This is a genomic window from Vampirovibrionales bacterium (assembly GCA_016712355.1).
GTDB lineage: Bacteria > Cyanobacteriota > Vampirovibrionia > Vampirovibrionales > Vampirovibrionaceae > JADJRF01.
The window spans coordinates 43,671-65,292 of the sequence record JADJRF010000002.1 but is presented as its reverse complement, the minus strand read 5'-3'; the positions used below and the strand labels follow the sequence as shown (position 1 = coordinate 65,292).

Here is a 21,622-nt window from a genome sequence, read left to right as displayed (position 1 = left end):
CTTGGCCGACAAAAACCGCATAGCGGTCACCGCACAGAACACGTGGCTGAGCACCACCGCCGGCGCCGTCTCGCCGGCTGATGGCGCACTGTCGCTGACGGTTGTGTCGGCGCTTACGTCCGGGTCAGTCGTCACGTTCCGCCAGCGGCTGAAGGCGGCCGCGAATGATGGCGTGGCGGGCGCATGGGATACGGTCAAGAAGATCGTCGCCGCTGACATGGGCTCGGCCGGGTCGCTGGTGACGCACTTCACCGGCCTGCCGGACGTCTACGAGTTCGACGTCGGCGTTGCGACTGGCGACTACCAGGATGGCGATACTGGCCTCGTGTTGCAGCTCATCGGGAAATAGCGATGCTGCGCCGCAATGTGTTCACTGATTTCCGCCGCCCGCCCGATGATCGGGGCGTGCTGAACGAACTTGTGACTTTGCGGCATTTTGCCCCGCGGTACTTCTCCCCGCGCTTCTTCGGCCTCGGTATCCCGCCGATGCCAATGTACCAAGGCAGCGGAGCGTACAGCCGTGTTGCCGGCAATGTCGCGATAACGCCCGGCTTCCCGCGGGCACAGGCCGGCGACGTGCTGCTGATGCAGACAGCGCACATGAACAACTCAACGCAGGCGGCTGCTACATACACGTTTCCCGATGGCTGGGAACTGCTCTATGCGGACACGACCGGCACCACTCGGCAATGGATACATCGCAAGGTCGCCGACGGGACAGAAACGGGCACCGTATCAATTACCAATGCGGGTGGCACGGCGCTCGGTACGCAGCAATCGGTTATTCACGCGTTCAGCAACGCCAATCCGACGGCAGTGATCGGCCCGGCGGTCGTCTCGGGCGCAGCAACTGCGATCGCCGATGCCCCTGTGACGACGGACGCGCCGGGCCGGCTGGCGCTGCAATTCGGCGCGCTCTCCGCGTCGGAAACAGTCCCCGGCTTCACTGGCGAGACGGGCGGAAAATGGGCAATGGCCTCGCAGGCGACGGCCGATACCATGCGGCTGTTCCTGCTGATAGCGGACATGCCGCTCGCCGGCACGATCGGCGGCGGGACGTTTACGAAATCGGGAACCGGCAGATACATCATCCGCGGGTTCGCGCTTAAGAGATAATCCGGGCAACCCGTTCAAGACGGGTCTGGAAAACTAGCCTACCACTAACCGGGTCCGCGCCTCGCGGGCAACCCAAACAGACGCAGTTTGGATCAACGCGAGGTGTGCTATGGCACTCGGACCTACTGAAAATCAAGTGCAGGTTGCTTACCATGACGGGCTGCGGCTGCTGCTGCAGCAAGAGACGAGCCGGATCTGGCAGTATTGCGAGCCGTTCAACGTCGACGCAGAGCAGGGCCTTTCCTTCGACGAAATCGCGCCGTTTGAAGACCCGCTGCCGTTTGTTCCCGGCTCGGACTATCAGCCGATCACCGTTAGCGAGCTGCAGTTCACCCGCCGGTGGTTGCAAACCGCTTCGTGGAAGTTCACGAAGCACTGGCCGTATTTCTCCGACACCGTGCGGCTGACCGATCCGACCAGTTCGGTGATGCGGCAGATCGCCATGACGTACAACCGCCGCAAGGATTCGGTTGCCGTCGCTGCGATGTTCGCCGCCGTCAAGCGCGGCAAGACGCTGCCGGGCGATGACACTGATGTCACGTTCCCTGCGGGCCAGGTCATCGCCGTCGATGTCGTCAACAGCGGCACGCCGGCCGCCACCGGACTCAACCGCGCAAAGCTGAACGCCGTCTTTGCTCTGTTCGTCAAGAACGAAGCGATCATGGACGACGGGCCGGGCAACGGCTTGCATATGGCGATCACCGCCAAGCAGCTCAAAGACATGCTGAACGATGACAAGGTGACCGACCGCGACAGTTTGCTCGGGCAGTTCGAGCGCACCGGCCGGTTGAATTACCTGAACATCGACTTCCACAATTATCAGGCATTACCGGTGGACGGAAACTCCTACCGACGGTGCCCCGTGTGGATGCCAATGGGCATGCGCGTCGGCGTTACCCGTGAGCTGACGACTGACCTTTCCCAGCGCAAGGATTGGGAAGGCCTGCCGTGGCAGGCGCACGCGCACGCTCAGTTCGGGGCGGCTCGTGCCGAAGAGAAGATGATCGCCGAGGTCAAATGCTCCGAGGCGTAAGCCACGGCTGATAGGAAAGGGTTACCAAGATGGGAGTTACAACCGAGCGATCCACCATCCTGAAGACGCAGGAGGGCACGCTCACCACGGCTTTGACCCGCACTCAAGCGTCAATGGACCTAAAGGTCCAGCCGTTCGACTTCACTCAAGGCGCTGCGGCTGGCGACGCCACATCGACACAGGGGCTCGTCAAGATGCCGGCCGGCAAGCATACCGTCATCGGCATGGTGGTGGCGTGCTCGGCGTTCGGTTCAAGCCGCGTGCTCGATATCGGGTACGAGGCCCACACGAAGAGCGACAACGCGACCGCCGTCAACGCGCTGGCGACCGCGTTTAAGGAGGACCTGGACGTTTCCGCAGCCGCGACAGTGTTCATCCCGCTAAACGTGGCGATGGATTCTGTCGGCGGATATGTGGTCAACGCCACTGTCGCCGGCGCACCCGGCAATGGATACATCCCGGCGGCGGCTACGCTCAAGGGCCACGTCATCTTCGCGTAAGGGGGAAAATCCCGGTGACACCGATTGATATCGTCAACATCGGGATTGAGGCGCTCGGCGAGCGGCCGATTAGTTCTTTCGAGGAACAATCGACCGCCGCCGTTTGTGCCCGCGCGACGTTCCGCGCCACGATGGAAGCCGTTCTTGAGCTTGACGTGTGGAACGACGCGACGGCAACGGCGACACTGGCGGCAGAAGTCAGCGCGCCGAGAGACTACGCCCGGCAGTTCATCCTCCCCGGCGATTGCTTGCGGGTGCGCGGGCTGATCAAGCGTAGCGACCCATGGACACTGGCGCGGCCGGCGGCTGATGACCAATGCGCCGGCGCCGCTCGACGTGTTGTACACGCGAAACCTTGCCGTCTCGCCATCCGGCCAACCGATCGGAGATGGCGAAGACATTCAGATGAGCGGCCTGCTCGCCGCCGTCGTCGGGCTGCGATGGGCGTGGACGAACGCCCGCCGCATCACTGGATCGGATACCGCCATGCAGGCGATGCATCAGCTTTACCGGCAGGCGCTGGTTGATGCCGCCGCGGTGGACGGAGCGGAGGGCACGCCGCAAGCGCAGCAAGTCGGATCGTGGGTCAATCAGTTCGCCCCTGAATCGTGGGTGTAGCCAATGGCGCGCGCTAACATCCTGCGCAACTCGTTCACAGCGGGGGAGATTAGCCCGCTGCTTGCCGCCCGCGTTGGCCTGACGGCGCGAGAAAACGGATGCTACCTGCTGGAAAACATGTTCGTCCGCAAGGAAGGCGGATTGAGCAAGCGGCCTGGCACGCGGTTCATTGCGTCGACGAAGGTTCACGCCGGCCGATCGCGTCTGATCCCGTTCCGCTTCTCGACCACGCAGGCATATATGATCGAGGCCGGAGCGGGATATTTCCGGTTCTACAAGGATAAGGCGCAGATTGTTTCGGGCAGCGCGGCCTACGAGGTGGCGTCTCCGTATTCGGAGGCGGATGTGCTCGAACTCACGTACACGCAGAGTTTCGACGTGCTGTACCTGTTCCATGCCGCTCACCCGCCGCGTGCGTTGACCCGCACCGGACACACTGCATGGGTGCTCTCCGATCTGCCGTTTTCGCCGCCAGCGACGTACGAGCCGGGGCATGAGTTCCTTGTGGCGCTGGTCATTTCTGCGGCTACGGGCACGGTCACCCTTAGCGCTGCGTCGGCGTTCCTACCCAGCGACGTGGATAGATTGGTTGAGGCAGGCGGCGGACAGGCAACTATCATCGGCTATTCAAGCGAGCACGTTGTGACCGCTCAGGTCAATCGGCCGTTTCCGGCGCTGGCGTTCGGTGCTCAACAGTGGCGCATTGTTGGCTCGCCAAACACGGCATGCACTCCCGACAAGAAAGACCCGGTGGGCGCCGTCGTCACGCTCACCTTGGCAACGCGCGGGTTTCGCACGGTTGACGTCGGCAAGTTCGTTGATATCGCGGGCGGGTTTATCGAACTCACCGGCTGGTCGTCTGCTACGGCAATGTCAGGCATCATCCGCTCGCCGCTCAGTGCGACGACGGCGGTAGGCGGCGGCGGGTGGAAACTGCGCTCGCCCGCGTGGGGCGGCGGCCGAGGGTATCCGTCGTGCGCCGGGTTTCATCAGCAGCGGTTCGCGTTTGGCGGCATGCCGGCCGACCCGGGCCGGATCGAGTTTTCGCGTTCGGCGGACTTCTACAACTTCACGCTCGGCACCAAGGATGACGACGCGCTTTCGTACCCGTTGCTTGAGGACGACGTGCACGAGGCGCGGTGGATCAAAACATTCGGCCAGGCGATCGCCATTGGAACCGATGCCGGAACGTGGGTTGTCTCGTCCGGCATCAGCGATCCGACGATCACGCCGACCGCTGTTGCCGCGTCGCTGGAATCGCGATCGGGAGCCGCAAAGACGCTGGGCGCCAAGCGCATCGGCACGGCGCTGGTGTACGTTCACCGCAGCCGCCGCAGCATCCGGGCCCTGCACTATGCGCGCACGCGGGTCGACGGCTATGACGTCGAAGATCTGAACGTCCTGGCGACGCATGTCCTAACATCGCCGGCCGTCGATTGGGCGTTTCAGGAAGAGCGCGAGCAAACGATCTGGGTAGCGCGGCAAGACGGCCAGCTCGCCGCCTGCACGTGGCTGCCGGAGCATCAGGTGATGGGCTGGCATCGGCACATTACAGCCGGCGTGGTCGAGAGCGTGGCCAGCATTCCGGGCGATCCAGATGACGAGGTTTGGTTGATCGTGCGTCGGACAGTCGGGGGGCAGACGCGGCGGTTCGTCGAATGCTTCGATCCGCGGTTCACCCTTGGCGATGACATCCGCGATGCGTTCTACGTTGATTGCGGGCTGAGTTATCGCGGCGCTCCGGCAACGACGATCAGCGGCCTCGGCCACCTCGAGGGGGCGACGGTGCAAGTGCTCGCCGATGGCATGGTGTTGCCGGCCGAGGTGGTGACCGGCGGCGCGATCACGATCGACGAGCCGGCTTCCGTCGTGCATGTCGGGCTCGAGTTTGTGGCTCGCGTCAAGCCGATCCTTCCCGATGTCGGATCGCAAGATGGCACGACTGCCGGCCGGCAGCGGCGCATCATCAAAGTAATGGTCGAGGGCATGCCTGGCACGCAATGCTGGGTTGGCCCTGACAGCGATCATCTATTCCCGCTCGATGCGGTGGCGACGCGGCAGATGGATCAGCCGGTTGACATCTTCACCAGCGAGGCGACTGCGCTGCCGGCGTCCAGCTACGACGACCGATACAACCTGCTGATTGAGCACCGGCTGCCGGCACCGTTCGAGGTGCGCTCGATGGCGTTCCTGATGGAATCGGCTTCGTCATGACCGCCCATGCGAAAGTTGCGAAAGTTGCGAAAGTTGCAGCGAACGGAACAGCAACATGACCGCGCGGATCGTCCCGTTTGAGCCGTGGCACCTTGAGCGCATGGATGCGCGCGAGCACGAGGCCGAAGCGTTTGCCGTGCTCGGCGGGATCGACGAAGCGGCGGCAGCGTGCGCGGCGGCGGGCCTTACGCCTACACCGTGCTTGTCAACGACACCGACCCGGTTGCGTGCATCGGCGTCTCGGAGAACGGCGGCAAGGGCATGGCTTGGGCGTTCCTCGCCCGGCATTCGTGCCGGTATTGGGTAACGATTCATCGCGGCGTCTGGCAGTTTTTGCGGGGTGTCTCGCGTGATCGCGAATGGCCGGCGATTGAGGCTTTCGTTGCCGTGGGGCATCTTGAAGCACATCGCTGGGCGGTGCGGCTCGGGTTCGTGCCGGTCGATGTCGGGCGCGTGCATATTCGGTACGAGAGGGCGTCATAATGGCAGCGGCGGCGGTAATCCCTATCGCGATTGCGGCAAGCTCGGCCATTGCGGCCGGCGGCGCGATCTATTCCGGTGTACAGCAATCGGAGGCAGCCGACTACAACGCCAAGGTAGCGCAGAGGCAGGCGCAATGGGCGGAGGCAAAGTCTAAAGCCGAAGCCGATCGCGTCGCCGCTCGCAGCAAAGAGGTGCTGTCGGCACAGCGCGCCCGGCTGGCAGCCGGCGGCCAAGATCCAACCGACCAGTCGCCGCTTATGATCCTGGCAGAAAGCGCGGCGCGCGGGAACGTCGATTATCGCACCGTGCTGCAGGGCGGCCAAGTGGAGGCGTCAAACCTCCGATCGCAAGCCGATCAATACCGATCGCAAGCAACCAGCGCGCAAGTCGGCGCCGGCCTCGGTGCAACGTCGGCGCTCGTCAAGGGGGCATCTGACGTCTACGGCTATAAAGACGAGGTGGCGTGGAGGAATGCGCAGATGGATCGCTACACCGGTGGCAGGGGCCAGAAGGCGCCCGCTACGGCGTCTGACCCGTGGGAGTGGTAAATGCCGCGCGTTCCCGTCGCTGACTATCAGGTAGGCGTTGCCGGCGGGCAGGCTGTCGCGCCGCTCGTCAATGTAGCGTCCGCCGGTATCACCGGCCGGCAGATCGCTCAGAGCACGAGCCAGATTGCCGACACTGTTGCCGAGACGGCAATCCGACATGAGACGATCAAGCAGCACCTTCAGCGCCTAGATCGAGACCAGACGCTCGGATACCTGGAGGCAAACGCGACCCTCGACGTGCAGAAAGCGGCGCGAGACGCAATCGCGGGCGCAGATCCGACGCAGGCAGACAAGACGTTTCGCGCCAGCGTCGTCGGGCTGCGGAAGAAGTGGCGGCAAGAAGCCGGCGACGACAGCATTGCGCAACAGCTTGACTCGAATATGGCAATCGTCGCCCGAAAAGTGTCTCTAGACGTGCAATCGGATGTCACCCGGCAGTTGGTGCAGACAGCATCTGGCAGGCTCGGCAACACGCTGGACGTACTATCGCGCGGCGTCGGCATGGCGCGATCCGATGCCGAGCGCGAAGACATCACCCGCCAAGCCGACACACAGATTGAGAACGCGGTCGCCGCTGGCGTGATCAGAGCCGACCAGGCTGAAGCGCAGCGGATGAAGTTTCGTGCCGGCGCTGATGAGTTGACGGCGCGGCGCCTGATCCAGACAAACCCGGCCGCTGCAGTGACAGCGCTTGCCGGAGATCGGTTTGCCAACCTTGATCCTGACAAGCGGCAGACGCTCGCAGAATACGCCGAGCGGTCCGTTGAGGCAGAACGGCGCCAGCGCGAGGCCGATGTTGCCAAAGCAGCCGCCGATGAGAAAGCAGCCACGGCGCAAGAAAACGCATGGGCGGCGGTGGACCTCGAGCGCGGCATCAAAGACGGCAGCAAGGGCCTGACCGACATCGCCAACCTGCGCGCCGAGGGGCGGTTGACGCCCGCCGCTGCCGATGAACTTTACACCGCGTGGGACGCACAGCAGAAGACGGCCATGGCATCCGCCGAAGACGCGGCGCGCGTGGCCGGCGCGATGAGCGGCAATGTAATTCTTGATCCGAAATCGTCGGATGATCGCAAGGCCGTCGATACGTTCTGGCGGGCCCAGGCGGCACAGTTGCCAGGCGACGAACAGCAAGCGCTCGCCGAGACGATCGCGGCGAAGACAGGCGTGCTGCCGCCGACGCTGGCCGGGCAACTCAACGGAGCCATGCGCGCCTCGCCGGATCGCCGCGCGTGGGCGGCCGACACGATCATGCGTGTAGAGCGTGCATCGCCGAGCGTCGCCGAAGACTTGCCAGCCGATACCGTGCGAGCGGCGCGGCTCACGGGCAATTACCTGATGGCGGGCATGTCGCCAGCGGAAGCGGCGCAGCGCGTCGATGATCAGATGCGGAACGCCAACGAGCCGATCTGCAAGCTCCGCGAGACGCAGATGACGGCCGGCGGGCAGAAGTCGCAACTCAATTCCGCATGGCAGTGGGCAACATCTCGATCCGGCTTGCGCGATGAGCAGGGCTTTCTCGACCGGGGATCGCAAGGTCTGGGAGATGCCTCTGCACCGGTTCGCGCCGAGTTCGAAGCTGCATACCGTGAAGCGTTCCTCGCGCATGGCGACGACGATGCGGCGCGCGCCGAAGCCGTTTCGGTGGTCAAGCGCACGTGGGCGGTCACCAAGGCCGACGGCACAACCAGATGGATGCGCTATCCTCCCGAGCGGATGTACGGCGGCGGCGATCCGGCCGCGGCGAAATGGATCGGAGAGCAACTGACCGCAGACGTACCGATGCCGGAAGGATCGACCCGGCAACTGGTCTCGGACGGCATCACGGCGCGGCAGGTACAGGCGGGGCAGCCGCCGACTTACCGCGTCATTGTGAAGGACGCGCGCGGCGTGCTCAATGAGGTGCCGGGCATGCGGTGGGCCCCAGATCACAAGGCGCACGCTGAGAAGGTGCAACAGACAGCCATTTCCGACGCCTACGCCAAGCGGCAAAAGGAGATGGGGCAGATGCAGCAACCCATTCCGGGCATTCCCTGATGCCGATCTTTTCGGAGGCCGATGTCGTCCAAGGGCTGCGCGGCGCCGGGTTCTCCCCGTCCGGCGTTGACATCTCGGCGCGGCCAAAGCCGCAAGCGTCGGGCGCCCTTACGCCATCGGGCCTGGCCGCAATGCTGGAGCAGCGGGGGTGGTCGAAGAACGCCGCGCACGGTATTGCCGCCAACGCGGCGCATGAGGCCGGCGGGGCTCGGCACGACGCGCCGCTGAACCCGGCCGCGATCGGCGACAACGGCAACTCGTTCGGCTTGCTGCAATGGAACGGGCCACGACGGAAGGCGCTTGAGGCGTTCGCCACGGGCCGGGGCAAGGATTGGCGCGACGTCAACACGCAGCTGGACTTCCTAGACGATGAGGTAGGCCGCGACTTTGGCACGTTGCGGGCCCGGATGAACGGTGCCGTTACGGCGGAAGATGCGGCGCGGATGTTCGTGACTGAGTTCGAGCGCCCGGCCGATCTGCCGACAAACCTCCGCGTGCGGGCGAGCACGGCGCGGCAGTTATCCGGGCAGGCGCCGGCATTTTCCGAGACGGCCGGCGCGGCGTTCCGGCAGCAGAACACGATCGGCAGCCTGGCGCAGGCGATGACGCCCGGGCTATTCCCGATCGATGAGACGTTCGACCCGATCATGGAGGCCGTCAAGGCGCCTGACCTCGCGCCGTTCGTCGACGCGTTCGCCACCATCCGCAACCGTGACGAGTTCGCCATCAAGGCGCAGCGCATCCGCCGCGAGCTGGAGGATCGGCAAGTGCTCTCCGATGCCGGAGCGCTTGGCGTGGCGGCGCAAGTTGGTGCTGGATTGATCGACCCGATCAACCTCATCCCGATCGGCGGTGGCGCATGGAAAGCGTCAAGGGCAGCAAATATCGCAATTGGTGCCGGGCGGACGGCGGCCGGTGGCTTTGCTGGCACGGCAGCAGCAGAGGCCATTTTCCAGGCCACGCAGGAGGCGCGCACGGCCGAGGAGTCAGCCGTCGCCATCGGGACAGGGACGCTACTATCCGGGCTCCTGGGCGGCGCCATCGGGACATTCGCGAAGGCTGAGGGTGCGAACACGATTGCGCGGCTATCAAGCGCGCTGGACAGCTACATGGATGCGCCGTCGCCACAGCCTCAACGCGGCAGTGTGGGCGCGTCGGCGGTGCTTGATACCACGTTGGAGCAAGAGCGGCTTGCCGGTGGTATTGAAGGTATCGCCAGGGTGCAGGCGCGAACGCCAGCCGTCGGAACGCCCGTAATGCGGCTGGCGACATCCGACGAAGTGACGGCGCGGCAGATCAGCGAGGAGCTGATCTCGCAAAGCGGCATCACGCGGGCCAAGCATGCGGACTTCATTACCGGTGGCCCGCCGGTCGAGGAATTGGCGAAGCAATGGCACGGGAAGCTCTACACCGGATTGCGCTCTGTCGATGACGCCTACCGCGAGTTGCGGGCTGGCGGCACGAACGTCGGGCGCGATCGGTTCAACGAACTTGTCGGACTGGCGATGCGCGAGGGGGACACTGGCGATCCACTCATCATCCGCGACGATCTGAAGCCGGCGGTGACCAAGGCCGCCCAGGCTATGCGTCGCGAGTTGTTCGATCCGCTGAAGGAACGGGCGATTGAGCTTGGCCTGCTGCCCAAAGACGTCGATGTCAAGACGGCCATCAGCTACCTGACGCGGGTTTACAACACCGAGAAGATCAGCGCCCAGCGCGGAGATTTCCTTGACGTTGTAACGCAGTGGCTGGGCCAGCAACGGCTCGCCGACGAGATGTCGGGTGCGGCTTCCAGGAGCACCAAAGAGCAAGCTGAGGCACATGCTTGCGCGCGGTCATCGAGGCGGCAACAGCCGAGGTTCCCGACGCGGCGGCGATGGTTCGCGAAGGCCCGGCGCTTCCGTCCAATATCCGGCTGAAGCAGCTTGTGGAAGCTCTCGATCAGGCGGCAAGTTCTGCCGTGACGGGCATGGACACTGCGGCAAAGACGCGGGTTCTCGAACTGACGGCGAAAGCCCGGTCGCCGTTGCGGGTGCAGGGCGGCGTCGAGGGCACGGCAAGGGGATGGCGCTGCCGGAAACGGATGTGCAGGAGCTGCAAAATCTGGCGATCCGCTGGCTGGGCGAGGTTCCTGGCGCCAGCACGGATATTGGCGCGCAAGCGAGCCGGGCGGTGCGGGCGATGGAACAGAAAGCGACGTCATTGAAGGACGCGGCCAAGGCGGCGAAGGCTCAAGAGTCGCCGTTTGCAAAGCCGGACGCGGCCGAGGTCAAGGTTCAAGAGAAGATCGCCGCGCTCGACGGCTTCATCAAGCGCGGGCAGAACGACATCAAGGCCATTGGCCGGCATATCTACAGGCTGTCGAAGCGCAAAGATATGTTCACGGCCAAGCCTGAGACTCAGGGCGAGATGGCGAAGATGCTGAACGCCATCCGCAGCGGGCGCGGGTTGCCGAAGCCGCCGGAGTCGCTCATCGGGTTCCTGCGCAAGAACGGCGGGCTGCAGGATCAAGGCGGCGAGTTGACGGCGCGCATCGGCACGCGCAAGGAACAGGTCGGCCTGCTCAACGACAAGAGCGGGATGACGCTCGACGACGCGACCTTCAAGGCATGGGAAGCAGGATTCCTCGGCGTCGGCGACGAGCGGCCACTACCTGATGCGCTTATGGAAGCGCTGCGGCGCGACCTCGGCGGCGATCCGGTCTATCGCACGGCGGACCTGGACAAGGTTGCCGAGATGCAAGCCGTCGATGACGTCATCCAGGCGCTCGACGAGGCGGGCATCGACCTGGGAAAGGCGACGAACGATCAGGCGATGGCGGCGATCACCGGCGGCAAGGCTAGAAAGCTGGAGCCCAAGCGGCTGCGCGAGATCGAGATCGAGGATCGCCGGCTTGGCGCCACGTCGGCGAAACTCAGCCGGTCCCTGGAAGATGCCGACGGCAAGCTTGGGCAGCTGCTAGACGACGCGGAGAAGATGAAGGCCGCTCGAGAGGCGAAGGACGTCGAGGCCAGGGCGCTGATCGAGCAGCAGGCGGCAAAGCTTGCTGACGATGCGGAACGGGCTGCGGCAAGTGCTCGCGACTTTGGCACAGCGGCCAAGAAGTCGGCCAGCCAGCGCGCCAAGGCCGAGCGGAGTATCGCGCGGGATAGCCTCGGCAACCTCGATGACGCAGAACTCCGCGACATCGCCGATCAGATCACTGATGCGCTGGTGTCCGGTAACCCGGGCCGCACCCGCTACGAGGCAATTACGATCGAGCGCGGACCGCTGAAGGAACGGACATTCAACATTCCTGACAAGCTCATTGAACCGTGGCTAGAGTCGGACATCGATAAGGTGGCCCGCATCTACACCCGCACGATGGCGCCGGACGTCGAGATCGCCGCGCGGTTCAATGGGCAACTCGACATGGCGGACGCGCTCGACAAGGTGCGCCGCGGATACAACGACAAGATCAAGGCGGCAACGACTGAGGCAGAACGGCTACGGCTGAGGAACCGGAAAGAGAGCGACCTTGCCGACCTGACGGCGATGCGCGACAGGCTGCGCGGGAACTATCGCATCCCGGACGATCCGCACGGACTGGCGGTGCGCGCCGGGCGAATGGCGCGCGACCTGAACTATCTGCGGCTGCTCGGCGGTATAACGATTTCGGCGATCAGCGATATTGCGCGCCCGGTTATGGTGCATGGGCTCTGGCGCACGATGCGCGATGGCATTGTCCCGCTGGCGCACGGGCTGCGCGCCGTCAAGCTGTCGGCAGGCGAAACCAAGCTGGCCGGCACCGCGCTTGATATGGTCCTCGATAGCCGAGCAACCGCGCTCTATGACGTGATGGATTCCTACAGCCGGCAGAATGGGCTTGAGCGCGGGCTATCGTGGGCAACAAGCAAGTTTGGCGTCGCCACTCTCATGAGCCCGTGGAATGCGGCGGCGAAGCAATTCTCCGGCATGATCACACAGACGCGGACGTTGCGTGCGGTGACGAAGATCGCCGAGGGCCAGCAGATCGGGCAGAAGGAAATTACCCGGCTGGCGCGGCTTGGCATCGACGAAGGCATGGCGCTGAAGATCGCCGGCGAGTTCGAGAAGCACGGCACGAAAGACAGCGGCGTATGGTGGGCGAACACCGCGAAGTGGACATATCGCGATGCCGCCAACGTCTACAGGGCGGCCTTGGCGCAAGGAAGTTGACGAGATAATCGTAACGCCCGGGGTTGGTGATAAGCCGCTGTGGATGAGCACGGAACTCGGCAAGGTTGTCGGGCAATTCCGATCGTTTGGGCTGGCGGCAAACCAGCGCGTGCTGCTGGCCGGGCTGCAGCGGAGAGATGCCGAAACGCTCTCGGGCGTCGCGCTCATGACCGGTCTCGGAATGATCACCTACTTGCTGAAGCAGACGCTCGCCGGGCAGGAAGTGAGCGACGACCCGGCAGTCTGGGTGCAGGAGGGCATCGATCGCAGCGGCGTCACCGGGTGGCTATTCGACGCCAACAACATCGCGGAAAAAATGACCGGCGGAAACATCGGCATATCGGCTATCACCGGAAAGCAAGGATCGCGGTTCGCTTCTCGTAACGAGATGGGCGCCGTTTTGGGGCCAACCTTCGAGCCGGCGCAGGATTTGCTGTTCGAGATACCGCGCAGCGTTGCGGGCGACGGGTTCTCATCCGGCGACACACACAGGCTTCGCAAGCTCGTTCCGCTGCAAAACCTGTTCTATCTGCGGAAGGCGTTTGACGAAGCGGAGCACGGCATCAACGCATCGCTGGGCATCCCCGATAACAGGTAGACCAACCCCCGTGACACCAGACTAAATAGGGCATATATAGAGAGCCACCTACACAGACCGGTGGCTATGGCATGCCCGACGTCCAAGTTTCTGCGGTCGCTCCTCGGGTTCAGCACGTTGCATCTGCTTCCGTCCTCACGTACGCGTTTCCCTTTCCCATTCTCTCGGAGAGCGACATCTCCGTCTATGCGAGCGGTACGCTGCTCGCGGCTGACGCCTATACCGTGGCAGGCGTGCGGCAGACTTCCGGCGGCACCATCACGCTTGCCGCCGCGCCGGCAGACGGCCAGACGATCACTATCTTGCGGACGCGGCCATATGCCCGCCTGACGGACTTCGCAGAAGCTGGGCAATTCCGAGCGAAGACCGTCAACGACGAACTCGACTCGCAGCAGATGCAGACGCAGCAAGTGGCCGAAGAAGTCGGCCGGGCGCTGCGGCTGGCGCCGACCGCCGCCGGCGCGGTAGACACGACGCTGCCGCAGCCAGCCGCGCGGCGCGCGCTGGTGTTCGACACCGCCGCGGCGGCGATCGTCACCACCGCCTACGATCCAGACGCGACCGTTGGCCTTGCCGCTTCCGCCGACGTCATCGCCAAGGAAGCGCGCGACTTGGCCGCCACCGCCGCGCAGCTCGCATCGCAGGCGGGGGCGGCGTCAATCCGCGAGTGGGGGCCGTTTACGCTGGTAGACGGTATCCAGGTCTATCCATTGCCGTCTCCGGCAGCAAGCGAAACCGCAGTGACCCTGAACCTCGGCGGCGTGCCGCAGGTCGGCATCTGGGAGATCGACGACACCTTCGGGCCGTCTCAGGCAATCAACCTGTTGTTGCCAGTAAAGGACAACCCTGGCGAGAACGAGCTGCAGGCCGGGCTAAAGATTTGGGGCAAAGTCACCGGCGGAATAATCGAAAGCGCAATTCCGAGCGCCTCGATCTTTGGCAGGCACTTTCATCCTGGGGCAATCGACCTTTCTGGCCCGGCTGTCGCCGACGGGCCGCCCAGCCGACGGCTTGAAACAGACCAGAATGGCCGGCCGTTCTGGCGCGAACCGGTATCGGCGTCTCCGGTCGATGTCCGCGAATACGGGCTTTCCCCGGATGCAACGGCGACGGAAAACACGGCGGCAATTCTCTCCGCAATTGCGGCCAATCCTGGCGGCGCAGAGTTGCGCATTCCCCCTGGAACGTACTCTATCCAGCCGTTTTCCGTCACCGGCAAGAGCCGCATCATTCTTTCAGGCAGCCCCGGCACCGTCTTCCAATCGCTCTCAGATGGCGACGATATCACGTTTTCCGGCTGCGCATACTCAGGGCTCAGAGGCATAGATTTTCAGCCAGCCGTCAAGAAAACGAACGGGTTTTCAGTCCGGTTGACAAACGGTTGTTTCCGGTGCTCGGTCGAAGATGTGCGCATTTTCAGCGGCTGGAACGGCATAGATGTTTTCGGCTCGACAGAATGCCGGGTGTCGCGGGTGCATGTCCGGTCAATGCTGGGGGCAAATCCCGGCGTCCGATACACGGGATCATCGGGGTTCCGGTCGTATCGACTGATCATTTCCGACCTGACCAGCGACAACCCGTACCCCTACCCGTGGGGATCCCGCAAACTGTGGACAATCGGGACGGCCTACGCTCAGGGCGCCATTCTGATCAACGCCGGGAATATCTATCAATGCTCTGTCGCCGGCACTTCCGCTACAACCGGCACCGGACCATCCGGCATCCCAGGCACGACGCCTGCAACGGCGTTCACATCTCAGATCACTGATGGCGGATGCAAGTGGCGCTTCGTCGCCAACATGTTCGCGACGCCAATCGTTTACGACTCCTATGCCTATTCTCTGATCGTTGATAAGGCGATCTGCCTGAACGGCGGCAACGCGCTGTTTATGACCGACAGCGCCAATACGGGATCGTCGTTTCCGATATGGTGCTACGTCTACGACATTGAGGGCGACCATAACTACGGAAACGGCGTGATCCTGGACCGCGGCGAGGGTTTCTATATGGAGCACTCTTGGCTGGGATCGTGCCTAACCGGAAACGGCCTCGTCATTGGTTCCAACTTCCGTGGCGAGATCATCGCCCGCACAACTCGGATAATGGGCAATTGGCAGCAGGGCGTCGTGCTGAATGCCGGACCGGTCGCCGTTGATATCTCGAACAATCATATTTTGAGCAACAGCCAGTCGGCAGCCGGGGCTTTCGCGGGCGTTGCTATCGGCGCGGGCGCGCAGCGCTTCCGGGTATCAGGCAACACAATCGGGCCGGCAATCGGCCTTTTGCCGACGCATTCCTATGGCGTCTTCCTCGCCGGCGCTAACGACCATTTCATGGTCGAAGGCAATGTGTGCGTTGGCAACTTGACGGAACGGGTCAACGAGTCGCCGATCGCGACTGCGACGAAAGTCATTGCAAACAACGTGGGGTAGCGCCGTGATTGAACCTCTTGACCCCAGAATGATCGGCCCGATTAGCGGCGGTACGCCAAACTTTGTATCCGGCGGGTTCCTGTTTCGCGCCCAGTCCGGCGAGTTTTACACGGTGTCGGCGGCGGATATGGCAGAGCTGTTCGGAGGCGGGGGATACATACCCAGCACCTTGGATGGCGGCGAGATCGGCGGCGATGCAACGGCGCCATATGGGGCGCTGGATGGCGGCGAAATTGGCGGCGATGCAACAGCGGGCGTCGGCTCTTTCGACGGCGGCGAAATTTCCTAGCGGAGTAGCAAGATGCCTTTACAGCTAAAGGGCGGCAAGGTCGCCGCCGTTACGACGGCAAACCCCAACGTGTCAGAGCGCGAGCCCATCGCGTTGTTCGACGACGATACGGCGGAGTTCTCCCATCTTGTCATCGGCAAGCTGATTCCCGGGTCCGTCGGCGTAACGGCGTTTTCGGAACTGGCGCCTCTTTATCTGCTCGGCCAGGCTGACCGCGACAAGCTGACGGACTTGCCGGCGGCGGTGACCGGCGATCTCGTGCTGGATCTCCTGAACACTCGCCTTGGGACGGACGTCGAGGCCATTCTCAGCGAAAACGGGCTGACCGCTCCCGCCATTGCCGCGGCTTTCGACGTGTTGTATGGGGGCGACTCCTGGCGCAAAGCCTTCGCGCACTCATTCAACGGCCGCGAGATGGATGAGGACGGCAATCTCATCCCAGGCGCAGACGACTATGCGATTGCCGACATCACGGGGCTTACGGGCGCGCTTGAACTGAAGGCCGCTTCCGATCACGGGCACGAAATCGCCCAAATCACGGGGCTTACGACGGCGCTCGACAGCAAGGTCAACTCGACCGACATCGGCTCGGCCATCACGGACGCGGTTGCGGATGCGGTCGCCGGTATCAACGCCACGTCGATTGCCTACACGCCGGCTGGAAACTGGTCATCAGTGACGGTATCCGCACTGGCTGCCGAGATCGATGCCGAGTGCGAGCGTATCAGCCGCAAGGGTGCGGTCAACGGATACGCAAGCCTCAATTCCAGCGGCTACGTTCCGAGCGCGCAACTCGCGCCGGCCGACGCAGCCGCGACCGACTCAGACGAGATTTCGTGGTCAACGGCCACCTCAAATATGACGGTGCCCGTCTCAATGGGCGAGGTCGCCAGCCAGAATCGCCGATGGCAGCGCGACCTTACCCTGTGCACAACCATCATAGCAGGGGCCTATGTGTCGGCTGGTTCCCCAGCGCCGACGGGCAGCAAGTTTCAATGGCAGTATTCTACCGCCGCCGGCGGCTACACGAATTGGACGTCGTTAAACGCCGAGGTAATGATCGATGGCAGCAATGGCACTGGTCAGGTATTCGGCACGGAGGTTTCGTGCCCGGCCGGCGCAAAGACAGCGACGACGCGCATCCGGCTGCAGTACGGCGGTGGCGACGGGGCGACCTCCGCAACACTCGGCAACATGTGGGCAAGCTTTAACAAGTCAACCCCGATCAACACCGGATCGGTCAGTGGCCCGGATATTGTCACGCGTATCAACGTTGAGCTCGGCAGTACGGCATGGCAATCAAGCGCCATCAGCCTCGATGACAACAGCGTTACGCTGGCAAAACTCGTCAACGCCAGCGCGCCCGGCCTGATCGGCCGCGCATCCGGATCTGGCGCCTGGTCGCAATTGTCGGCGGCCGATGTGCGGACGCTGTTGGGCGTGTCCACGGGCACTCCTGATGCCGACGCCATCACCGAAACGGCAACCCGCGTCTTCGTGTCGCCGCTCCACCGCGAGCTCGCCGACCGTGTCTCGAATACGGAGAAGGTTTCGACGGCGCAGGTGATCGGGCTGCTCGCCCCGTTCGTCGACTTCGTCGGCACGGGCACGACGGTCATCACCGCCACGCTGACTAACGCCGCGCGTTGCCAGTGGCTGCCCTTGTATAACTGGCGCGCGGCCAACGTGACGATCGTGCCGGAAGCGCCGTGCACGCTGCAGAACGCGACCGGCGGGACGATCGCCAGCTACACACTGCCGCCAAACAAAGCGGCGTGCGTGCGGCGCAACGGCAACATCTATCGTGTGATTGAGTAGCCGACGTGGCCGGCTGCTGCTTCGCCACGTCGGGCGCACCCTTACCAGCCGATGCGGGCTTCCGCCTCGGCACGCGCATCGGCAATACGGCCGTCACGGGCGCCGCTGACGTTCACCCGCGCATTGATCTCCGGCGGCACATACAGTGGTCCAGCGTCGAGCCGACGCGCAACGCTGCGTACAAGTGGGCGGAGATTGACAGCCTCGTCGCCGCACTGAAGTCCAACAACATCAACTGCCTGGGCGTTATCTCGCAAACGCCGGCCTGGGCTTCATCGACCAGCGTCGGCGGAAACATCTATCCAAACCCGGCCGACTTGCCGTCGCTGTATGCTTTCGTTACGGCGGCGGTCAACCGCTACAAGGCGACGATCAAAGAGTGGGAGGTCTACAACGAATGCGACTTCCGCGGCTGGACAGCAGCGCAATACGCGCAAGTGGCAATCGGCTGCTCGGCCGCGATCCGCGCCGCTGATCCGACAGCGACGGTCGTTACGGGCGTCTCGATCGTTCCGCCGGTCACGCGAGGCGGCAATAACTCCGGCCCATGGTGGGATGCGCTAATGGCGAACGCGGCATTCATGGCCGCCTCAGACGTGTTTTCGTGGCACCTGTACTGCAAGGGAAACCCCGCCCCGGCGCCGGAAATAGGCGACAAGAAGGGCGCCGTTGATGACATCATTCCGGCGTCGATCAATCGAACGCGAGCGGCTGGATTTAAGGGCGAAATCTGGATAACAGAGAGCGGCTGGACGACAGACCCCGCCGGGAACATCGATCCGGTTACAGGCAAGGCCAAGAACCTCACGACAGACGATAATCAGGCCAGCTTTCTTGTCCGCATGGCGGTGATGTACGCCGACCTCGGGATTGACAGGTGGTACCAGTTCCAGCTCAACGGGGCGAACACGGGCGATGAGTCCGGTGGCATGGGCCTATGGAACCCGCCGCGCATCAACGGCGGCTCCAAGAAACCGTCGTGGGCAGCATATCAAACCGCATGCAACTTCCTGATCGGCGCGACCAACGTTACCCGATTGGGATCAGCAGCCGGCGTTTATCTGTACGCGCTGGCCAAGGCTGACGGCAGAGCCGCCTGGTGTGCATGGACGGTTGCTGGCAATGCCAGCGTTAGCATCTCGGGGCTGCCCGCCACGGTGCGGCGCACGCTGCGTGACGGCGCGCAGAGCACGGTTTCGACCACGGCGGGCGTGCTGACCATAACGGCGGGGCCGTCGCCAATCTGGGTAGAGATCGTCTGATGATTGACATTAGCGACGCCCGAGAACTCGCCGACCGCGCACTGCATCTCGTTGACACGGGCGAGGCACAGCGCGAGCGCGCTGCAGCGCTGCTGATGAATGCCGGGATGATGCTGTTCGCGGGCGACTTTCCCGCCGCCGACGTTGTTGCGCGGGGCATGGCGTGGTGCCGGCGCAAAAGCTTGTGCCCGTGCAAGATGGTACTGACCGGCCAGCCGCAGCAACACAGCATCGGGCAGACCGTCGGCATGGAAGACTTGGCGCCCGCCTGGCTGTGCGCGGCACAAGTGGAGATCGGCTGATGGTTACGGGGTGCTGCTTCGGGACATCACCAGGAGATGCCCCTGCCGGGGACTGCATTTACCCAAAAGATGACGGGTGGCTGAACATCTGTGTCGGGGCGCTGCGCCGGCCGGTCAGCGCTAATTCGAACTGGCTTGCAACAGGGGACGTCAAAACGCAGGACTGGCTCGGTGCGGGCAACCAGATCGGATTCAACTTTGGCGCCGGAAAGTTCGGTTGCGATTACATAAACCCCAGCCCTACTGATCCGGTTGTGCGGGTCACCCGCAACACGGCGATTGCCGGCGGGGGCGACTCGGCAAATCTGCTTAACGCCGCCGGGAAGTTCGTCGATGTGAAAATCCCGACATACGTCACGGGGCGGAACCCTCCAAATAACGCCTTGGATAGCAACGTCGAGGTGTATTCGGACGGATTTTGGTGGTCGTTCACTCACTTTGAGCGCCAGACAGCCACCACCGGCCGTGCCCTGGCCTGCTTCAAATATAATCCGTTCACCGCGAAAGGATGGGGTTCGCCGAGAACGTCTGGCACGGCGGCGTCGATTTCACGCGTGGCGACGTCTATACGCCCGCATGAAGTGCGCGGCGCAGGGGTAATTAATCACGTCATCCACGTCGCTGTGCGGTACGCCAATGCTGCCGGGCTCAAAGCAATTCTTGGCAAGACAGCGCGCTGGCCGGCAGTGTCAACGGATAGCACAGTCGCCCCCAATGACGGCCGCTTTGAATATGGCTCGCTGCTTAGCATCCCTCCGTTCGAGAAGGGAGGGCCGTCGAAATCATCGCTCGGCCTGACATCTTTCGGCGGCAAGTTGTACGACGCTTTTCTCGGTTACGGCGTTCTGATCACTGACAAAGGCGAGCTTACCGCCAAAGGCAGATGCGGACTTTCCGGCGGCGGCGCGGGAGCAGTCTGGACAACCGCGGAGGCGAACGAACTCAACGCGCAATTCCTAAAGCTCTACGACCACCTACGGCTGATCGACAACAACGTCGAGGGGACAACCTACAGCGGCGGAAACGCTCTCCCGCTCGCCAGCTATTGCGCGCCAGACAGATGAAGCTGACGGCACGCCCGGTGCGGCAAACACCGAGCGCGCCTAACCACCAGGCCACGCTTACAAGGAGCGCGGATAATGGCTGAGAATAGCCTAATGCGAGATTTTCGTTATGACTGTGATCTGCCTCACAAATCCGGCCGGCGATAAGATGGCGAACGATGATGACAGCCGCGTTGAGCGGTTCGCTCCCCGATACCGAGATAAAGACGACACGCCAACGCTGCGGCTGTTGATCGAACAACTCGCGAGCGATTTTCACGATCACATCCGCAGAGAGGAAGTGGACAGAGCAGAGATAGCGCGAAAACTAGAAAAAGATCGCGCTTTGGTTGAGCGCATAGACGATAGAATTAAGCAAATTGAAATAAATGTCATTGCAGACGATGCCCGCGCAAAGTTTGCGAAAGCTATTGGAGATATAATAATCAAAGGCGTGACGCTTGTCGCCGTTCTGGTCGGCGCCATAGTCGCGTTGATAAAGCTCAAATCTGGCTGGTAGTGAGAGAGCAATGAGTTTCTTTGACGATTTCGACTGGAAGTCCGCCATCAAGACGATCGCGCCGACCGTCGCCAGTATCTTCGGAACGCCGCTCGCCGGCGCGGGCGTTGCCGCGCTGCTTGAGGCGATCTTCCCGGCCGACGAGGTGCAGGGGCTATCGCCGGCAGAGCAGGAGAAGAAGCTGGCCGGCGTGTTGCAGAGCGGGCAGCTGACGCCCGAGCAATACGTCGCGCTGCAGCAGGCAGACAACGCATTTAAGACGCGCATCGCCGAGCTTGGCATCGACTCAGAGCGGATCGCGGCCGGGGATCGCGATAGTGCCCGCAAGCGGGAGGTGGAGGTTAAGGACCGCGTGCCGGCCGTACTGGCGACCGTGGCCGTTGTCGGATTCTTCATCGTCCTAGGGGCGCTGTTCTTCGTGATCCCTCCGAAGGACAACGGCGATGTGATCTACCTGCTGATTGGGCAGGTGGCCGGCGCTTACGCGATGGTGCTGGCATACTACTTCGGGTCGTCGTCTGGATCGAAGCTCAAGACGATGGTGCTCGGCGATACGATCCGCGAGACGCGCAATGACGCAAGGATCGACGCCAAGGAGCGTAGCCTGTGATC

At 63.2% G+C, this 21,622-nt stretch carries 20 protein-coding genes; all 20 read left to right on the top strand.

The genetic code is table 11. The features are described 5' to 3' along the window. The first annotated feature begins 1 nt into the window (after nt 1). The 20 genes from IPK79_01265 (at nt 2) to IPK79_01170 (ending at nt 21,620) form a co-directional block, all read left to right on the top strand. Nucleotides 2-349, top strand: a complete 348-nt coding sequence (locus tag IPK79_01265; GenBank protein MBK8189065.1) for a hypothetical protein — start codon at nt 2-4, stop codon at nt 347-349. Between the two features lie 2 nt (nt 350-351). Continuing rightward, nucleotides 352-1,116, top strand: a complete 765-nt coding sequence (locus tag IPK79_01260) for a hypothetical protein (protein MBK8189064.1) — start codon at nt 352-354, stop codon at nt 1,114-1,116. Between the two features lie 109 nt (nt 1,117-1,225). Then, nucleotides 1,226-2,149 carry a hypothetical protein gene (locus IPK79_01255; GenBank protein MBK8189063.1) on the top strand — a complete coding sequence of 308 codons (924 nt, stop codon included), beginning with the start codon at nt 1,226-1,228 and terminating at the stop codon, nt 2,147-2,149. Between the two features lie 29 nt (nt 2,150-2,178). Further along, complete coding sequence (locus IPK79_01250) at nt 2,179-2,649, top strand: hypothetical protein (GenBank protein ID MBK8189062.1); 471 nt, start codon at nt 2,179-2,181, stop codon at nt 2,647-2,649. Nucleotides 2,650-2,663: 14 nt separating this feature from the next. Then, nucleotides 2,664-3,176, top strand: coding sequence for a hypothetical protein (locus IPK79_01245; protein MBK8189061.1), 513 nt, complete (start codon nt 2,664-2,666; stop codon nt 3,174-3,176). Between the two features lie 94 nt (nt 3,177-3,270). Beyond that, on the top strand, nt 3,271-5,481 hold the full coding sequence (locus tag IPK79_01240) for a hypothetical protein (protein ID MBK8189060.1): 2,211 nt from the start codon (nt 3,271-3,273) through the stop codon (nt 5,479-5,481). Between the two features lie 168 nt (nt 5,482-5,649). Further along, nucleotides 5,650-5,964 (top strand): hypothetical protein, encoded by a 315-nt coding sequence (locus IPK79_01235; GenBank protein ID MBK8189059.1) that lies wholly within the window; start codon nt 5,650-5,652, stop codon nt 5,962-5,964. After that, nucleotides 5,964-6,512 (top strand): hypothetical protein, encoded by a 549-nt coding sequence (locus tag IPK79_01230; GenBank protein MBK8189058.1) that lies wholly within the window; start codon nt 5,964-5,966, stop codon nt 6,510-6,512. Before IPK79_01235 ends, IPK79_01230 begins: the two co-directional genes overlap by 1 nt. Further along, a complete protein-coding gene (locus IPK79_01225) occupies nt 6,513-8,549 on the top strand; it encodes a hypothetical protein (GenBank protein ID MBK8189057.1) in 2,037 nt (678 codons plus the stop codon). Continuing rightward, a complete protein-coding gene (locus IPK79_01220; protein ID MBK8189056.1) occupies nt 8,549-10,468 on the top strand; it encodes a hypothetical protein in 1,920 nt (639 codons plus the stop codon). The genes IPK79_01225 and IPK79_01220 overlap by 1 nt, the downstream gene beginning before the upstream one ends. Nucleotides 10,469-10,613: 145 nt before the next feature. Further along, nucleotides 10,614-12,746: a hypothetical protein gene (locus tag IPK79_01215; GenBank protein MBK8189055.1), complete on the top strand. Its 2,133-nt coding sequence runs from the start codon at nt 10,614-10,616 to the stop codon at nt 12,744-12,746. Nucleotides 12,747-12,789: 43 nt separating this feature from the next. Then, nucleotides 12,790-13,344, top strand: a complete 555-nt coding sequence (locus IPK79_01210; GenBank protein ID MBK8189054.1) for a hypothetical protein — start codon at nt 12,790-12,792, stop codon at nt 13,342-13,344. A gap of 71 nt (nt 13,345-13,415) precedes the next feature. Then, a complete protein-coding gene (locus tag IPK79_01205; protein ID MBK8189053.1) occupies nt 13,416-15,776 on the top strand; it encodes a hypothetical protein in 2,361 nt (786 codons plus the stop codon). Nucleotides 15,777-15,780: 4 nt separating this feature from the next. Beyond that, complete coding sequence (locus tag IPK79_01200) at nt 15,781-16,065, top strand: hypothetical protein (protein ID MBK8189052.1); 285 nt, start codon at nt 15,781-15,783, stop codon at nt 16,063-16,065. Nucleotides 16,066-16,077: 12 nt separating this feature from the next. Then, entirely contained in the window at nt 16,078-17,883 is a 1,806-nt protein-coding gene (locus IPK79_01195; protein ID MBK8189051.1) for a hypothetical protein, read from the top strand. A 5-nt stretch (nt 17,884-17,888) separates the two neighbouring features. Beyond that, complete coding sequence (locus IPK79_01190) at nt 17,889-19,145, top strand: endo-1,4-beta-xylanase (GenBank protein MBK8189050.1); 1,257 nt, start codon at nt 17,889-17,891, stop codon at nt 19,143-19,145. After that, entirely contained in the window at nt 19,145-19,447 is a 303-nt protein-coding gene (locus IPK79_01185; protein ID MBK8189049.1) for a hypothetical protein, read from the top strand. Before IPK79_01190 ends, IPK79_01185 begins: the two co-directional genes overlap by 1 nt. Then, nucleotides 19,447-20,511 carry a hypothetical protein gene (locus tag IPK79_01180; GenBank protein MBK8189048.1) on the top strand — a complete coding sequence of 355 codons (1,065 nt, stop codon included), beginning with the start codon at nt 19,447-19,449 and terminating at the stop codon, nt 20,509-20,511. Before IPK79_01185 ends, IPK79_01180 begins: the two co-directional genes overlap by 1 nt. 109 nt (nt 20,512-20,620) lie before the next feature. After that, the gene (locus IPK79_01175; protein ID MBK8189047.1) at nt 20,621-21,010 is read left to right on the top strand and encodes a hypothetical protein; all 390 of its coding nucleotides are present in this window, start codon (nt 20,621-20,623) and stop codon (nt 21,008-21,010) included. A gap of 10 nt (nt 21,011-21,020) precedes the next feature. Further along, nucleotides 21,021-21,620, top strand: coding sequence for a hypothetical protein (locus IPK79_01170; protein MBK8189046.1), 600 nt, complete (start codon nt 21,021-21,023; stop codon nt 21,618-21,620). Nucleotides 21,621-21,622: the final 2 nt, after the last annotated feature.

Excerpts from the sequence above, each read along its gene's own strand:
- IPK79_01225 (MBK8189057.1), top strand. The coding sequence starts at position 6,513 with ATGCCGCGCGTTCCCGTCGCTGACTATCAGGTAGGCGTTGCCGGCGGG.
- IPK79_01175 (MBK8189047.1), top strand. The coding sequence starts at position 20,621 with ATGACTGTGATCTGCCTCACAAATCCGGCCGGCGATAAGATGGCGAAC.
- IPK79_01260 (MBK8189064.1), top strand. The coding sequence starts at position 352 with ATGCTGCGCCGCAATGTGTTCACTGATTTCCGCCGCCCGCCCGATGAT.
- IPK79_01220 (MBK8189056.1), top strand. The coding sequence starts at position 8,549 with ATGCCGATCTTTTCGGAGGCCGATGTCGTCCAAGGGCTGCGCGGCGCC.
- IPK79_01240 (MBK8189060.1), top strand. The coding sequence starts at position 3,271 with ATGGCGCGCGCTAACATCCTGCGCAACTCGTTCACAGCGGGGGAGATT.
- IPK79_01230 (MBK8189058.1), top strand. The coding sequence starts at position 5,964 with ATGGCAGCGGCGGCGGTAATCCCTATCGCGATTGCGGCAAGCTCGGCC.
- IPK79_01185 (MBK8189049.1), top strand. The coding sequence starts at position 19,145 with ATGATTGACATTAGCGACGCCCGAGAACTCGCCGACCGCGCACTGCAT.
- IPK79_01170 (MBK8189046.1), top strand. The coding sequence starts at position 21,021 with ATGAGTTTCTTTGACGATTTCGACTGGAAGTCCGCCATCAAGACGATC.
- IPK79_01205 (MBK8189053.1), top strand. The coding sequence starts at position 13,416 with ATGCCCGACGTCCAAGTTTCTGCGGTCGCTCCTCGGGTTCAGCACGTT.
- IPK79_01195 (MBK8189051.1), top strand. The coding sequence starts at position 16,078 with ATGCCTTTACAGCTAAAGGGCGGCAAGGTCGCCGCCGTTACGACGGCA.
- IPK79_01210 (MBK8189054.1), top strand. The coding sequence starts at position 12,790 with ATGAGCACGGAACTCGGCAAGGTTGTCGGGCAATTCCGATCGTTTGGG.
- IPK79_01250 (MBK8189062.1), top strand. The coding sequence starts at position 2,179 with ATGGGAGTTACAACCGAGCGATCCACCATCCTGAAGACGCAGGAGGGC.
- IPK79_01255 (MBK8189063.1), top strand. The coding sequence starts at position 1,226 with ATGGCACTCGGACCTACTGAAAATCAAGTGCAGGTTGCTTACCATGAC.
- IPK79_01215 (MBK8189055.1), top strand. The coding sequence starts at position 10,614 with ATGGCGCTGCCGGAAACGGATGTGCAGGAGCTGCAAAATCTGGCGATC.
- IPK79_01180 (MBK8189048.1), top strand. The coding sequence starts at position 19,447 with ATGGTTACGGGGTGCTGCTTCGGGACATCACCAGGAGATGCCCCTGCC.